12 protein-coding genes are annotated in these 13,961 nt (G+C 68.4%); 3 read left to right on the forward strand and 9 right to left on the reverse strand.

What is annotated here, in order from left to right:
• Nucleotides 1-76 precede the first annotated feature (76 nt).
• The 5 genes from ASF21_RS11515 to ASF21_RS11535 form a co-directional block, all read right to left on the reverse strand.
• A complete protein-coding gene (locus ASF21_RS11515) occupies nt 77-478 on the reverse strand; it encodes a cytochrome c oxidase subunit 4 (RefSeq protein WP_055771172.1) in 402 nt (133 codons plus the stop codon).
• Nucleotides 475-2,202 (reverse strand): cytochrome c oxidase subunit I, encoded by a 1,728-nt coding sequence (ctaD, locus tag ASF21_RS11520; protein ID WP_055771175.1) that lies wholly within the window; start codon nt 2,200-2,202, stop codon nt 475-477. The genes ASF21_RS11515 and ctaD overlap by 4 nt, the downstream gene beginning before the upstream one ends.
• Complete coding sequence (gene coxB, locus ASF21_RS11525) at nt 2,202-3,074, reverse strand: cytochrome c oxidase subunit II (protein ID WP_055771178.1); 873 nt, start codon at nt 3,072-3,074, stop codon at nt 2,202-2,204. The genes ctaD and coxB overlap by 1 nt, the downstream gene beginning before the upstream one ends.
• Nucleotides 3,075-3,277: 203 nt before the next feature.
• Nucleotides 3,278-3,658: a HesB/IscA family protein gene (locus ASF21_RS11530; protein WP_055771181.1), complete on the reverse strand. Its 381-nt coding sequence runs from the start codon at nt 3,656-3,658 to the stop codon at nt 3,278-3,280.
• A 170-nt stretch (nt 3,659-3,828) separates the two neighbouring features.
• Nucleotides 3,829-5,250, reverse strand: coding sequence for a dipeptidase (locus ASF21_RS11535; protein WP_055771184.1), 1,422 nt, complete (start codon nt 5,248-5,250; stop codon nt 3,829-3,831).
• A 96-nt stretch (nt 5,251-5,346) separates the two neighbouring features.
• Between ASF21_RS11535 and ASF21_RS11540 the strand changes: the two genes are divergently transcribed.
• The gene (locus tag ASF21_RS11540; protein WP_055771187.1) at nt 5,347-5,937 is read left to right on the forward strand and encodes a DUF3043 domain-containing protein; all 591 of its coding nucleotides are present in this window, start codon (nt 5,347-5,349) and stop codon (nt 5,935-5,937) included.
• A 129-nt stretch (nt 5,938-6,066) separates the two neighbouring features.
• Here the strand turns inward: ASF21_RS11540 and ASF21_RS11545 are convergent, their stop codons facing one another.
• The gene (locus tag ASF21_RS11545) at nt 6,067-7,137 is read right to left on the reverse strand and encodes a quinone-dependent dihydroorotate dehydrogenase (protein WP_055771190.1); all 1,071 of its coding nucleotides are present in this window, start codon (nt 7,135-7,137) and stop codon (nt 6,067-6,069) included.
• 107 nt (nt 7,138-7,244) lie between these two features.
• On the opposite strand from ASF21_RS11545, the gene ASF21_RS11550 reads away from it, so the two are divergent.
• On the forward strand, nt 7,245-8,309 hold the full coding sequence (locus ASF21_RS11550) for an alpha/beta hydrolase (protein ID WP_055771193.1): 1,065 nt from the start codon (nt 7,245-7,247) through the stop codon (nt 8,307-8,309).
• A gap of 52 nt (nt 8,310-8,361) precedes the next feature.
• On the opposite strand, the gene ASF21_RS11555 is transcribed toward ASF21_RS11550, so the two are convergent.
• The 3 genes from ASF21_RS11555 to leuA form a co-directional block, all read right to left on the reverse strand.
• A complete protein-coding gene (locus ASF21_RS11555) occupies nt 8,362-9,162 on the reverse strand; it encodes an isoprenyl transferase (RefSeq protein ID WP_055771196.1) in 801 nt (266 codons plus the stop codon).
• A complete protein-coding gene (recO, locus tag ASF21_RS11560) occupies nt 9,159-9,905 on the reverse strand; it encodes a DNA repair protein RecO (protein ID WP_055771199.1) in 747 nt (248 codons plus the stop codon). Before recO ends, ASF21_RS11555 begins: the two co-directional genes overlap by 4 nt.
• 107 nt (nt 9,906-10,012) lie before the next feature.
• Entirely contained in the window at nt 10,013-11,755 is a 1,743-nt protein-coding gene (gene leuA / locus ASF21_RS11565; RefSeq protein WP_055771589.1) for a 2-isopropylmalate synthase, read from the reverse strand.
• A 226-nt stretch (nt 11,756-11,981) separates the two neighbouring features.
• Here leuA and ASF21_RS11570 point away from each other — a divergent pair, with 226 nt between their 5' ends.
• Complete coding sequence (locus ASF21_RS11570; protein WP_055771202.1) at nt 11,982-13,949, forward strand: M13 family metallopeptidase; 1,968 nt, start codon at nt 11,982-11,984, stop codon at nt 13,947-13,949.
• Nucleotides 13,950-13,961: the final 12 nt, after the last annotated feature.

Genomic DNA, 13,961 nt, shown 5'->3' on the forward strand with positions numbered 1-13,961 from the left:
CGGTCGACCGTGGTTAACGCGAAGGGAGCCCGCTCGTGGCGGACTCCCTGTGACGCGATGATGCTGTCGTTCTGCCCTAGTGGGCGTGGTACCCGCGGCTGTATTCGAAGACCCAGCCGACCAGCGCGATCACGGCGAGTCCCATGCCGATGTAGAGGATCCAGAACCCGATGGCGATGCCGAGGAATCCGGTCGCTGCGGACAGGCCGAGAACCAGGGGCCACCAGCTCCAGGGGCTGAAGTGCCCCTGCTCGCCGGAACCCTCGTGGATCTCCGCGTCCAGACGATCCTCCGGTCGCTGCCCGACCCGCTTGCCGGTGAACGCCAGGTAGAAGCCGATCATGCCGGCGAGTCCGCCGACCAGCAGGATCCCGAGGAATCCGACCCATTCGGACCATTCGGTCAGCCAGCCGTAGACGAGGGCGATGGGAACGAAGATCGGCACGCCGATCAGGAACAGGTTCTTCTCGATCCTCATGACTTGGCATCCTGTCGGTCCGCCGAGCCCATGAAGCTCGCGGCGCTGTCGTCCGGCGTGTGCGTCTGCTGCAGCTCCGGGTGGTGCAGGTCGAGAGCAGGGCGCTCGGACCGGATCCGGGGCAGGGAGGTGAAGTTGTGGCGCGGCGGCGGGCAGGAGGTCGCCCACTCCAGCGAGGCACCGAAGCCCCAGGGATCATCGACCTCGACCTTCTTGCCGGTGCGCCACGTGATGTAGACGTTCCAGAAGAAGGGGATCAGTGACGCACCGAGGACGAAGGACCCGACGGTGGAGAACTGGTTCATCGCCGTATAGCCGTCCTCGGGCAGGTAGTCCGCGTAGCGGCGCGGCATGCCTTCGACACCGAGCCAGTGCTGGATCAGGAACGTGGCGTGGAACCCCAGGAACAGCATCCAGAAGTGGATCTTCCCGAGCCGCTCGTTCAGCATCTTCCCGGTGAACTTCGGCCACCAGAAGTAGAAGCCCGCGAACATCGCGAAGACCACGGTCCCGAAGACCACGTAGTGGAAGTGCGCCACGACGAAGTAGGTGTCCGAGACGTGGAAATCCAAGGGCGGCGACGCGAGGATGATCCCGGTGAGCCCACCGAACAGGAAGGTCACGAGGAAGCCGAGGCTCCAGAGCATCGGGGTCTCGAACGTCAGCGAGCCCCTCCACAGGGTGCCGATCCAGTTGAAGAACTTCACGCCCGTCGGCACCGCGATCAGCATCGTCATGAAGGCGAAGAACGGCAGGAGCACGGCTCCGGTCACGTACATGTGGTGCGCCCAGACCGTCACGGACAGCGCGGCGATGGCGATTGTCGCGTACACCAGGCCCTTGTAGCCGAAGATCGGCTTGCGGCTGAAGACGGGGAAGATCTCGGACACGATGCCGAAGAACGGCAGCGCGATGATGTAGACCTCGGGGTGGCCGAAGAACCAGAACAGGTGCTGCCAGAGGATGGCACCGCCGGCCTCGGGGTCGAAGATGTGCGCCCCGAAGCGCCGGTCCGCACCGAGCGCGAACAGGGCGGCGGCGAGCGGCGGGAAGGCCATCAGAACGAGGATCGCCGTGATCAGCGTGTTCCAGGTGAAGATCGGCATCCGCCACATCGTCATGCCGGGAGCCCGCATGCAGATGATGGTGGTGATGAAGTTGACCGCACCCAGGATGGTGCCGAAGCCCGAGAGGGCGAGGCCGAAGACCCACAGGTCACCACCGACACCCGGGGAGAACGTGGTGCTCGAGAGCGGGGCATAGGCGAACCAGCCGAAGGACGCCGCGCCCTGCGGGGTGATGAAGCCGGACACGGCGATGGTGCTGCCGAACAGGAAGAACCAGAACGCGAGGGCATTCAGTCGCGGGAAGGCCACGTCGGGTGCGCCGATCTGCAGCGGCATGATGACGTTCGCGAAGCCTGCGAAGAGCGGCGTGGCGAACATCAGGAGCATCACGGTGCCGTGCATCGTGAAGAGCTGGTTGTACTGCTCCTTCGTCTGCAGGATCTGCATACCCGGCTCGAACAGCTCGGCGCGGATGATCAGCGCCATCACACCGGCGAAGCAGAAGAACACGAAGGACGCCATCAGGTACATGTACCCGATGGTCTTGTGGTCCGTGGAGGTGATCCAGTTGACGACGATGCGTCCCTTGGACCTCGGAACTACACGGGGAGCGGCGATGGTGCCGGCTTCCTCAAGGGTGTATTCGAAGGTGGACATCAGCTGCTGCTCCTAGCTGGGTCGGTATCGGGATCGTCCTCCGGGTAGGAGTCGCGGTCGTACTCGTCGCCGAGCTGTCCGTCCTCCAGCTGCGCCATCTGTGCGTCGAACTCCTCCTGGGAGACCACCTCGACGTTGAAGAGCATCTCCGAGTGGTACTGCCCGCACAACTCGGCGCACTTGCCCGCGAAGGTGCCCTCCTTGGTGGGCGTGAGGTTGATGTAGTTGGTGCGGCCCGGGTAGAGGTCACGTTTCTGCAGGAACGCGGGGACGAAGAAGGAGTGCTGGACGTCGCGGGCGTTGAGCTGGAGCTCGACGCTCCTGTTGACCGGGAGGTACAGCGTCGGGAGGTTCTCCGGAACACCTTCCTCGCCGTTCAGGCTGCCCTGGACACCGGTGGAGTACTTGTCTTCCTTGACATAGTTGAAGTCCCACGACCACTGCTTGCCGCGGACGTCGACGATGACGTCGGGATCCTCGACGCGGGCGTCGATCGTCGCGATGTCGCGCTCCGTGAAGTAGAAGAACACCAGCACCATGAACAGCGGGATCGTCAGGTAGAAGATCTCCAGCGGCAGGTTGTAGCTCATCTGGCGCGGGTACCCGGTGTCATTCTTGCGGCGGCGATAGGCGACCATGCACCAGATGATCAGGCCCCACGTGATGATGCCGACGGCGAGCGCCGCGATCCACGAGTTGACCCACAGGTCCGTGATGATGCCGGTGTGGTTGGTGTTGTCCCGGTCTGCCGGAAGCCAGCCCTTTTGGGCTTCAGCCGAACAGCCGGTCAGTAGGAGGGCGCCGACCAGCGAGATGCTGGAGATCTTCGCGATCCTGACGCGCTTGCTACCGGTTCGGTCCTGCGAAATCACAGACGGACCTTCCTTTTCTACGTGCGTTGCCACCCGCTCATGAAGCTGCCCGGGGTGCACATCCAGTTTTACTACTCACTGTAGAGCTTACCCGTAACACCGACGATTCGGTGACATGCAAAAGGCCCGGGAAGCACGTCCAGCGTGCAGTCCCGGGCCTTTCCGCGATGCCGTCCCACCGCGGCTGCGGTGCGGACAGGAGGTCAGTGGAAGGAGTCCCCGCAGGCGCAGGATCCGCCCGCATTCGGGTTGTCGATCGTGAAACCCTGCTTCGAGATGGTGTCCTCGAAGTCGATGGACGCGCCCGAGAGGTAGGGGACGCTCATCTTGTCGACGATGACCTCGACGCCGTCGAAGTCGCGGACGGCGTCGCCGTCGAGCACGCGTTCGTCGAAGTAGAGCTGGTAGATGAGGCCGGAGCAGCCCCCGGGCTGGACTGCGACGCGCAGCCGCAGGTCGGTGCGCCCCTCCTGCTCGAGGAGGCTGCGGACCTTGCCGGCAGCGATGTCGGACAGATCGACCTCGTGCGCGGGGAGCTCGGTGGTCTCCTCGAGGGAGGCGGTCTCGGTGGTCGAAGTACTCATGGTGTTTCTCCTAGCTCGGACGACAGCATGCCGTGTCCGCTCTCAGTGCTGTCCGCGGTGTCGCGCGCACGGCTTCGTTCCATGGTACGCCGGGCCCGCTCTCGTCATAACGAGGGGACGGGCGGAAACATTTCCACCCGTCCCCTCGGGCACCCACTGTGGGGCGGCCCTCAGGCGCTGAGGCCGCCGTCGTTGATCCGGGCCAGGAGGATGGCTTCGGCGAGGACGGCCTTCCGGAACTCGTCGAGGTGGAGGGACTCGTTGGCGCTGTGCGCGCGCGAGTCCGGGTCCTCGACGCCGGTGATGAGGATCTGCGCGGACGGGAACAGTTCCGTGAGGTCCGCGATGAACGGGATGGACCCGCCCATCCCGGCCTCGACGGCCTTAACGCCCCACGCCTCCTCGAGGGACTCGAGGGCGAGGCGCGAGGCGGGCTCGCCGGTGTCGGTGCTGAAGGGGCTGCCGGTCTCCCCCGGCGTGAAGGTCACGGTGGCACCGAACGGGGCATGTGATTCCACGTGTGCACGAACGGCGTCCATGGCGGCCGCGGGCTGCTGGCCCGGGGCGAGACGGAGGCTGAATTTGGCGCGCGCCCTGGGCAGGAGCGTGTTCGAGGACAGCGCGACGGTCGGGACGTCCATCCCGATGATGGAGAGGGCCGGCTTGTGCCACAGGCGCGACGCGATCGATCCCGTTCCCGCGAGCTGTACGCCCTGGAGCACCGACGCGTCCGAGCGGTAGTCCTGCTCGTCGTAGTCCACGGTCGCGTGGTCGCCGCCGGCGAGTCCCGCGATGGCGACGTCGCCGGCGTCGTCGTGCAGGGTGGCGATGAGACGCGCGAGGAGGGTCGGTGCGTCGAGCACGGGACCACCGAACATCCCGGAGTGCACGGCGTGGTCGAGGACCTGGACCTCGATGGTGCCGTCGACGAGGCCGCGCAGGCTGGTGGTGAGCGCGGGGACGCCGACCTTCCAGTTGCTGGAGTCGGCCACGATGATGACGTCCGCTGCGAGATCGTCCCGATAGGTCTCGAGGAAGGAGCGGAAGGTCGGCGAGCCGGCCTCCTCCTCACCCTCGATGAAGAGGGTCACGCCGACGCCGAAGGAGTCGCCGAGCACCTCGCTGAGAGCGCCGAAGGCACCGATGTGGGCCATGATGCCGGCCTTGTCGTCGGCGGCTCCGCGCCCGTACAGCCGACCGTCGCGCTCCGTGGCGACGAAGGGTTCGGACTCCCACAGGTCGGGGTCCCCCGGCGGCTGCACGTCGTGGTGGGCGTACAGCAGGACGGTGGGCCTGCCCTCGGTCGGGGCACGGCGGGCGACGACGGCGGGTCCGCCGGGCGTGCCGTCGTTGTCCACGCGGAGGATGCGCACGTCGTCGATCCCGACGCTGCGGACCAGCGCGGCGACTGCCTCGGCGCTGCGATCGAGTTCGTGGGCGTCGAAGGCGTCCCAGGCGATGCCCTGGATCGCGACGAGATCGGAAAGCTGCTGCACGATCCGCGGGAAGGCCGCATCCACGCTGGCACGGAGGCGGGAGCTGACGGCCGACGGCTCGTCCGGGAGCGCTGGGGAAGTGTTCGAGGAGGTCATGCCGAAAACCCTACACAGCCGGATGATCCGCTCGGCCCTCCCGGTCGTGATCTGGCGCAGGGACGGCGGCGGGCGGGGAGCCGGTATCCTGAGGAGGTGTTCGGACGTAAAGAGAAGACTCCCGCTGCCCCTGCTGTCGTCGACGGGGCCCCGCGCTCCCAGGAAGCCGTGCGTGCGCAGGGCAAGGGAGCGCCGACGCCCAGGCGCAGCGTGCAGGAGGCAGCGCGGAAGCGCCCTCTCGTCCCGAACGATCGCAAGGCGGCCCGGGAGCAGAGCCGGTCGACCGTGCGGGACGAACGGGCGAGGATGCGCCAGGCGCTCGACACCGACGACGAGAAGTACCTGCCGCTGCGGGACAAGGGGCCGAACCGGCGGTACATCCGCCAGTTCGTCGACGCCCGCGTCAACATCGGCGAGTTCCTGATGATCGCGGCGCTGGTCTTCGTGATCCTGAGCTTCTTCCAGTCCCTCGCCGTGCAGAGCGCGGTCCTGATGGCGTTCTGGGTGCTGATCGTCGCCGTGGTGGTCGACTGTGTGCTGCTGCGGCGCAAGCTGAAGAAGAAGCTGACGGAGAAGTTCGGGTCGCCGAACCAGGGCGACCTCTGGTACGGCGTGACGCGTGCGCTGCAGTTGCGCAGGCTCCGGCTGCCGAAGCCCCAGGTGAAGCGCGGCCAGTACCCCTCCTGACCTCCCGCGGGAGGTCAGGACGCTCCCTGCTCAGCAACGTCACGAGCCGGGCCTTCGGGCCCGGCTCGTCGCGTCTTCGACGATGGTCGCCCACGGACGAAGGCCGCCTGGTCCAGCGGACGCGAGGCCTCAGGCGCCCGAGCGTGCCAGCCCGCGGTTGATCCGCCGGGCCCAGAACGGGCCCTCGTAGAGGAACGCCGTGTACCCCTGGACGAGGGTGGCTCCTGCGTCGAGGCGTTCCCTGACGTCCTCGGGTGTCTCGACTCCCCCGACGGCGATGATCGCCAGACCGTCGCCGACAGCCGCGCGGAGCCGCTTCAGCACCTCGAGCGAGCGCGCCTTGAGGGGTGCACCGCTCAGGCCGCCGACCCCCTTCGACATGACGGTCGCAGCGTCGGTGGCCAGGTTCTGGCGGGTGATCGTGGTGTTCGTCGCCACGATGCCATCGAGACCGAGGTCCAGGGCGAGGGCACCGACGTCGTCGATGTCCTGATCGGTGAGATCCGGCGCGATCTTCACGAGGAGGGGGACGTGTCGACCGGCGGCCGAGTCCGCCGTCGACCGGACGGCTTCGAGCAGGGGCCGCAGCGACTCGACGCTCTGCAGGAGCCGGAGGCCGGGCGTGTTCGGCGAGGAGACGTTGACGACGAGGTAGTCGGCGACGGGAGCCAGCTGCTCGGCACTCACGAGGTAGTCGGCGACCGCGTCGACGAGGTCCACCTTCTTCGTCTTCCCGATGTTCACGCCGACCACGGGTCGGGTTCGGTGCCCGTAGCGGCGGGTGAGCCTGGTCCTCGCGGTCCGCAGGCGCGGGGCGACGGCGGCAGCGCCGTCGTTGTTGAAGCCCATGCGATTGATCACGGCACGGTCCTCGACGAGCCGGAACAGGCGCGGGGCCGGGTTCCCCGGCTGCGCCTGCCCGGTGATGGTGCCGATCTCCACGTGGCCGAACCCGAGCGCGGTCAGGGAGAGGATGCCCTTTCCTGCCTTGTCGAAACCGGCGGCCAGTCCGAACGGCGACGGGAAGTCCACGCCGAACGCCGTGGTCGCGAGGCCGGGGTGCGGTGCACAGAAGCGGCGCAGGGCCCAGCCTGCCGGGGTGAGGTCGGCGGCACGGATGAGGGCGAACCCGATCCTGTGCGCCTTCTCGGCGTCCATCCCGGAGAAGACGATCCGGAAGAAGGTCGGGTAGATGCGCATGGTCCCAGAATTCCACGCTCCGTCGCCCCGGACCAACTCGCCGGCCGTCATCGGTTCCATGCCGGACAGCTGCAGCCGACCCGCTGCGCACGCGGTACTGTCGCTGCATGGACGATCCCTGGGTGGAGGACATCCTCGGCGAAGACTTCCGGGCCCTGACCCTGCACCTCGAGCCCGACGACGAGGGCCCGCGGGTGGCCACGCTCGTCGCCTACGAGCCGGTGGGCGGGACCGCCACTGCAACTGCGCCGGGAACCGGTCCACAGGACGATCCGCCGGCCCGCGCAGTCCTGTACCTGCACGGCTTCAGCGACTACTTCTTCCACCGGGAGCTCGCCGCAGCCCTGCACCGGTGCGGGTGGGCCTTCTTCGCCCTTGACCTGCACAAGTACGGGCGCAGCCTCCGTCCCGGCCAGACTCCCGGTTTCACCACCTCCCTCGACGAGTACGACGCCGACCTGGAGGCCGCCGTCGCAGCCCTCGGCAGGCGCATCGCGGGCCGTGCCCGGCGGGTCCCCGATGATCCGGCGCCGGGGTCCGTGGACCTCGTCCTGATGGCGCATTCAACTGGCGGCCTGACGGCGGCGCTCTGGGCGGCGCGGCATCCCGGCCGGGTGGCAGGCCTGGTCCTCAACAGCCCCTGGTTGGAGGCGCAGGGCAGCGCACTGCTGCGCTCCGCGGCACAGGGCATCCTCGACACCGTCTCCCGCCGACGGCCCAAGGCGCGCCTGCGCCTGCCCGAGCTCGGCTTCTATTTCAGGAGCATCAGCGATACGCGCGACGGCGAGTGGCCCATCGATGCGGCCTGGCGACCGGAGGCCGGCTTCCCGATCAGGGCGGGCTGGCTGGCAGCGGTCCTCGCGGGTCACGCCGCGGTGGCCCGGGGTATCGCGATCGACGTTCCGGTCCTCGTCCTGTGCTCGGCGGCGTCGACCCTCAGCACCACGTGGAGTGATGCCATGCTGCGCACCGACAGCGTCCTGGACGTGTCGGCGATGGTGCGGCGAGCAGCGGAACTGGGCCACACGGTGACCATCCGGCGGCTGCAGGACGCGCTGCACGACGTCTTCCTGTCCCGGCGCGATGTGCGCGAACAGGCCATCGACACCGTGGAGTGGTGGCTCGAGGCCTCGGTGCCACCCCTTCGCACCGCCCGCACAACTCCCCGCTGACGGGGTCCGACCGCCTTCGCGCGGTCGGGACCCTGGCGGAACGCCCGTCACCTCAGGAGGACGTCCGCTCCGCCGACGCCTGATCCACGGCTCCGCCGTATCGGCGATCGCGCGCGGCGTACTCCTCGATCGCCCGCCAGAGCGTGCGTCGATCGACGTCCGGCCACAGCGTGTTCATGAAGACCATCTCGGCATAGGCCGACTGCCAGAGCATGAAGTTGGACAGCCGCTGCTCCCCGGAGGTCCGGAGGAAGAGGTCGACGTCGGGCAGATCGGGTTCGTCGAGGTACCGCTGGATGGTCTTCTCGCTCACCGACGACGCCTTCAGCCTGCCCGCCGCGACGTCCTCGGCGATGGCCCTCGCCGCGTCCGCGATCTCCGCACGGCCCCCGTAGTTGACGCACATGGTGAGCGTGCAGGTGGTGTTCGCGACCGTGTGGCGCTCGGCCTCCTCCAGTTCGCGGATCACGGACTGCCACAGCCGGGGCCGCCGCCCGGACCAGCGGATACGGACCCCCCACTGGTTCAGCTGGTCGCGCTGGCGCCGCAGGACGTCCTTGTTGAAGCCCATCAGGAACCGGACCTCCTCGGGGGACCGCTTCCAGTTCTCGGTGCTGAAGGCATAGACCGAGACGTGCTTGACGCCGATCTCGATCGCGCCGGCCATGACATCCAGCAGGGCCGCCTCGCCGGCGCGGTGCCCCTCGGTGCGCGGCAACCCGCGTTCGTTGGCCCAGCGCCCGTTGCCGTCCATGACGATCGCCACGTGCCCGGGAACGAACTGCGCGGGAATCGACGGCGCCCGCTCGCCGCTCGGGTGCGGCCACGGTGCTACGGATCCGTCGGGCTTCATACACGCTCCACATGTTTGAGGGAGGCGACCCCGCGTTCGAGGTGCCATTGCAGGTAGGCCGCGACCAGGCCGGCCGCTTCGCGCCGGGCCGCGGCCTCCGAGGTGTCGGCGACCGTCCAGTCCCCGGTCAGGAGGGCGCCGAGCAGCGCCATGGTGGACGACGACGGCGACGCCGCTCCCGGCGGCCTGCAGTCGGGACAGACGGCCCCGCCGAGCGGTGCGGAGAACGCGGAGTGCGGTCCGGGCGCGGCGCAGCGCGCACAGTCCGTGAAGCTGGGAGCCCATCCCGCGGTGGCCAGGGCGCGCAGGAGATAGGAGTCGAGGATGAGCTCGGACGGGTGCAGGTTGCGGCTGAGTGCGGAGAACGCGCCGGCCACCAGGGCGTACTGCGCTCCCCCGGTCTCGCCGATGTCCGTGAGCCGCTCGGCGGTCTCGGCGATCGCGGTCGCTGCCGTGTAGCACCCGTAGTCGGAGGCGATCCCGTGGCCGTAGAGCCCCTTCGTCTCGACCTGGGTGATGACATCGAGGGTGCGGCCCCGCGCCAGCTGCAGGTCGACCGACATGAAGGGCTCCAGCCTCGAGCCGAACTTGCTGCTGGTGCGGCGGACCCCCTTGGCGACGGCCCGCACCTGCCCCTGGTCACGGGTCAGCAGCACGATGATGCGATCCGCCTCGCCGAGCTTGTACGTGCGCAGCACCACTCCGTGGGTGCGGTAGGTACGCGAGGCCGACGAGGAAGTCACGTCCCCATTCTTCCACCTGCCACCCCCGCGCCGGCCGAGCGGCACGGGGGCGGCAGGTGCGGCGATGCCGGGCCCGGCAGAAGGACCCGGCCGCGCGGCGCGATGGATCAGGCGGCGTCGCGGATGGCGCGGTTGACGGCCGAGACGACGGCCTTCAGCGCGGCCATCGTGGTATTGGCGTCGATCCCGACGCCCCACAGCACCCGCTCGCCCACGGCGCACTCCACATACGCCGCAGCGCGGGCGTTGCCGCCGGAGGACAGCGCATGCTCGGTGTAGTCCAGCACCCTGACGTCCACGCCGTCCTCCCCGAGGATGGTCAGGAGTGCGTCGATGGGACCATTGCCCGTGGAGGACCTGCGCTGCTGTACTCCGTCCACCAGCAGGGTGGCGACGAGCTTGAACGCGCCGTCCTCGGCCGTGTCGGTGTTGACCGAGGTCAGTTCGTAGTGGCCCCAGGTCTCTGAGCCGCCCTCCGCACGGGTCGGCAGGTACTCGTCCTGGAAGACAGACCACAACTGGGCGCCGCTGACCTCCCCGCCCTGCGTCTCGGTGCGGCGCTGGATGACGCCGGAGAACTCGATCTGCGCGCGGCGCGGCAGGTCGAGGCTGTGCTCGTTCTTCAGCAGGTACGCCACACCGCCCTTGCCGGACTGGGAATTGACGCGGATGACCGCCTCGTAGGACCGGCCGATGTCCTTCGGGTCGATGGGCAGGTAGGGGACCGCCCACGGCAGGTCGTCCACCCCCACACCCGCTGCGGCGGCGTCGCGCTCCATGCTCTCGAAGCCCTTCTTGATGGCGTCCTGGTGGGAGCCGGAGAAGGCGGTGAAGACGAGGTCGCCGCCGTACGGGGAGCGCTCGGGCACGCTGAGCTGGTTGCAGTACTCGGCCGTGCGGCGGATCGAGTCCATGTCGGAGAAGTCGATCTGCGGGTCGATGCCCTGGCTGAACAGGTTCATGCCGAGCGTCACGAGGTCCACGTTGCCGGTCCGCTCACCGTTCCCGAAGAGGCAGCCCTCGATCCGGTCCGCGCCGGCCAGGTAGCCGAGTTCGGCGGCGGCGACGCCTGTCCCCCGGTCGTTGTGCGGGTGCAGCGACAGGATGATGCTGTCCCGGTCGGCGAGGTTGCGGCTCATCCACTCGATGGAGTCGGCGTACACGTTGGGTGTGGCCATCTCGACGGTCGCGGGGAGGTTGAGGATCATCTGCCGGTCGGCGGAGGCCTCGAAGACGGCGGAGACCTCGTTGCTGATGCGAGCGGCGAACTCGAGCTCGGTGCCCGTGAAGGACTCGGGCGAGTACTCGTAGGTGATCCGGGTGTCACCCATGGTCTCCTCGAACTTGCGGCACAGGCGCGCACCCTGCGTCGCGATGTCGATGATGCCGTCCTGGTCCTGGTTGAAGACGACCCGTCGCTGGAGGACCGAGGTGGAGTTGTAGAGGTGGACGATCGCCCGGTCCGCTCCCTCGAGGGACGCGTAGGTCCGTTCGATCAGGTGCTCGCGGGACTGTGTCAGCACCTGGATGGTGACGTCGTCGGGAATGCGGTCACCCTCGATCAGCTGCCGGACGAAGTCGAAGTCGGTCTGCGAGGCGGACGGGAAGCCGACCTCGATCTCCTTGTAGCCCATGCGGACCAGGAGATCGAACATCTTGTGCTTGCGCTCCGGGTTCATCGGATCGATGAGGGCCTGGTTCCCGTCGCGGAGGTCGACGGCGCACCAGCGGGGTGCCTTCGTGATCGTGCGGTCGGGCCAGGTGCGGTCCGGGAGCTCGACCGTGATCTGGTCCTGGAACGGCATGTACTTGCCGAACGGCATTCCGGAGGTCTTCTGAGCGTTGTCCATGAACATCGGCCTTGTCTGTGGGAGGTGAGGTGCTGGCGGCCGGGCATCGCGGACTCCGCGGCGAGGGGTGGCCAGTAGCTCTACAGCGTCCTAGGCCTCGCCGCGGCACCGAAGGAGAGTCGTCTGTGCGCGCACTCCGTCACCCTAGCACGGCACCTAGGATGGGTTCCGGGGCGCTCGGACGGGCGTCGTCCTGCGCTGCACCACGGAGAACCAGGAGCCGATCTTGACCATCAGCACGTTCGATCCAGCCCATCTCGACGGGACCACCCGTCCCCAGGACGATCTCTTCCGGCATGCCAACGGCGTGTGGCTGAAGGACGCCGTGATTCCCGAGGACCGCCCGCTCGCCGGGTCCTTCACCGCACTGCGCGACGCCTCGGAGCTCGCCGTCCGGGCGATCATCGAGGAGGCCGCCGCACGATCGGCGGACGGTGCCGGTGCGGCCGCGGACGGGATCGACGCGAAGCTGGGCACGCTCTATGCGGACTTCATGGACGCGGACCGCGTCACCCGGAACGGTTCGACGCCGGTCCTGCCCCTGCTCGAGCGCATCTCCGCCGTGACGACGGCCGATGAACTGGTGGGCCTCAGCGCAGGCCTGTCGCGCTCGGGCGTGCAGGGCCTCCTCGCGCCGTACGTCAGCAACGACGCCGGGAACCCGACCCGCTACCTGCTGCACCTGTACCAGTCCGGACTGGGCCTGCCGGACGAGTCCTACTACCGCGAGGACGGCTTCGCCGAGACACGGCAGAAATACCAGGCACTCCTCGAGCAGCTGTTCGCGCTCGTCGACGCTCCCGACGCCGCCGGCGCGGCCGCGCGGGTCGTCGCACTGGAGACACGCCTCGCGTCCTCGTCGATGGGCTCGGTGGAGCGTCGGGACCCCCAGAAGACCTACAACCTCCTCGGGCACGGGGACCTCGAGGATCTCTCCCCACACCTGGTGCCCTGGCTCTCCACGGTGACCGACACTGCGGCGCAGTACGCCGAGCTCGTGGTGAACCAGCCCCACTTCGTGCGCGGGCTGGACGCCGCACTCCGCGAGGAGGAGCTCGGGACGTGGCGTGAGTGGCTCGCGAGCCGCGTCCTGCTGCACGCATCCGACTACCTCGACGATCGCTTCGTCGACGCGACCTTCGCGTTCTACGGCACCCACCTCGCCGGGACCCCGCGCCTGAAGGACCGCTGGAAGCGCGGGGTCGCCCTCGTGGAGGGAGCGATGGGCGAGGCGATCGGCCAGAAGTACGTCGAGCGGCACTTCCCCGCCACCCACAAGGAGGCGATGCTGGCTCTCGTCCGGAACCTCATCGCGGCCTACGGGACGAGCATCCGCGGCCTCTCGTGGATGACCGACGAGACCCGGTCGAGGGCCCTCGAGAAGCTCGCGCAGTTCACCACGAAGATCGGGTACCCGGAGGAGTGGATCGACTACGCCCCGCTCGAGGTGATCCCCGCGGACCTGTATGCCAACGTCCTCCGTGCCGCGGAGTTCGAGCACAGCCGGCAGCTGGGCAAGCTCGGCGGACCCATCGACCGTGGCGCGTGGCTCATGACGCCGCAGACCGTCAACGCCTACTACATGCCGACCATGAACGAGATCGTGTTCCCGGCGGCGATCCTGCAGCCGCCGTTCTTCGACATCGAGGCCGACGACGCCGTGAACTACGGCGCGATCGGCGCGGTCATCGGTCACGAGATCGGACACGGTTTCGACGACAAGGGCTCGCAGTTCGACGGGACCGGGATGCTGTCCAACTGGTGGAGCGAGGACGACCGGAAGGCCTTCGACGAACTCACGGGCCGCCTCGTCGCCCAGTACGCCGCCCTCGAGCCCTCGGAGGTCCCGGGGCAGGCGGTCAACGGCGAACTGACCCTCGGCGAGAACATCGGCGACCTCGGCGGACTCGGGATCAGCTACCGGGCGTATCTCCTCAGCCTCGAGGGCAGGGAGGCACCCGTGGTCGACGGCCTCACGGGGACGCAGCGCTTCTTCCTCTCCTGGGCCACGTGCTGGCAGCAGAAGATCCGCCCCGAGGAGGCCCGGCGTCGGCTGACCGTGGACCCGCACTCCCCCAACGAGTTCCGCTGCAACCAGGTGGTACGGAACCTCGACGAATTCCACGAGGCCTTCGGCGTGGGTGAGCAGGACCGCCTGTGGCTCGGGCCGGAGGACCGCGTCCGCATCTGGTGACGCAACGGGAGG

Source organism: Arthrobacter sp. Leaf234 (assembly GCF_001422665.1).
GTDB lineage: Bacteria > Actinomycetota > Actinomycetes > Actinomycetales > Micrococcaceae > Arthrobacter_D.

Excerpts from the sequence above, each read along its gene's own strand:
- ASF21_RS11535 (WP_055771184.1), bottom strand. The coding sequence starts at position 5,250 with ATGACCTCCTCGAACACTTCCCCAGCGCTCCCGGACGAGCCGTCGGCC.
- ASF21_RS11550 (WP_055771193.1), top strand. The coding sequence starts at position 7,245 with ATGGACGATCCCTGGGTGGAGGACATCCTCGGCGAAGACTTCCGGGCC.
- leuA (WP_055771589.1), bottom strand. The coding sequence starts at position 11,755 with ATGGACAACGCTCAGAAGACCTCCGGAATGCCGTTCGGCAAGTACATG.
- ASF21_RS11530 (WP_055771181.1), bottom strand. The coding sequence starts at position 3,658 with ATGAGTACTTCGACCACCGAGACCGCCTCCCTCGAGGAGACCACCGAG.
- ASF21_RS11545 (WP_055771190.1), bottom strand. The coding sequence starts at position 7,137 with ATGCGCATCTACCCGACCTTCTTCCGGATCGTCTTCTCCGGGATGGAC.
- ASF21_RS11515 (WP_055771172.1), bottom strand. The coding sequence starts at position 478 with ATGAGGATCGAGAAGAACCTGTTCCTGATCGGCGTGCCGATCTTCGTT.
- ctaD (WP_055771175.1), bottom strand. The coding sequence starts at position 2,202 with ATGTCCACCTTCGAATACACCCTTGAGGAAGCCGGCACCATCGCCGCT.
- ASF21_RS11555 (WP_055771196.1), bottom strand. The coding sequence starts at position 9,162 with ATGAAGCCCGACGGATCCGTAGCACCGTGGCCGCACCCGAGCGGCGAG.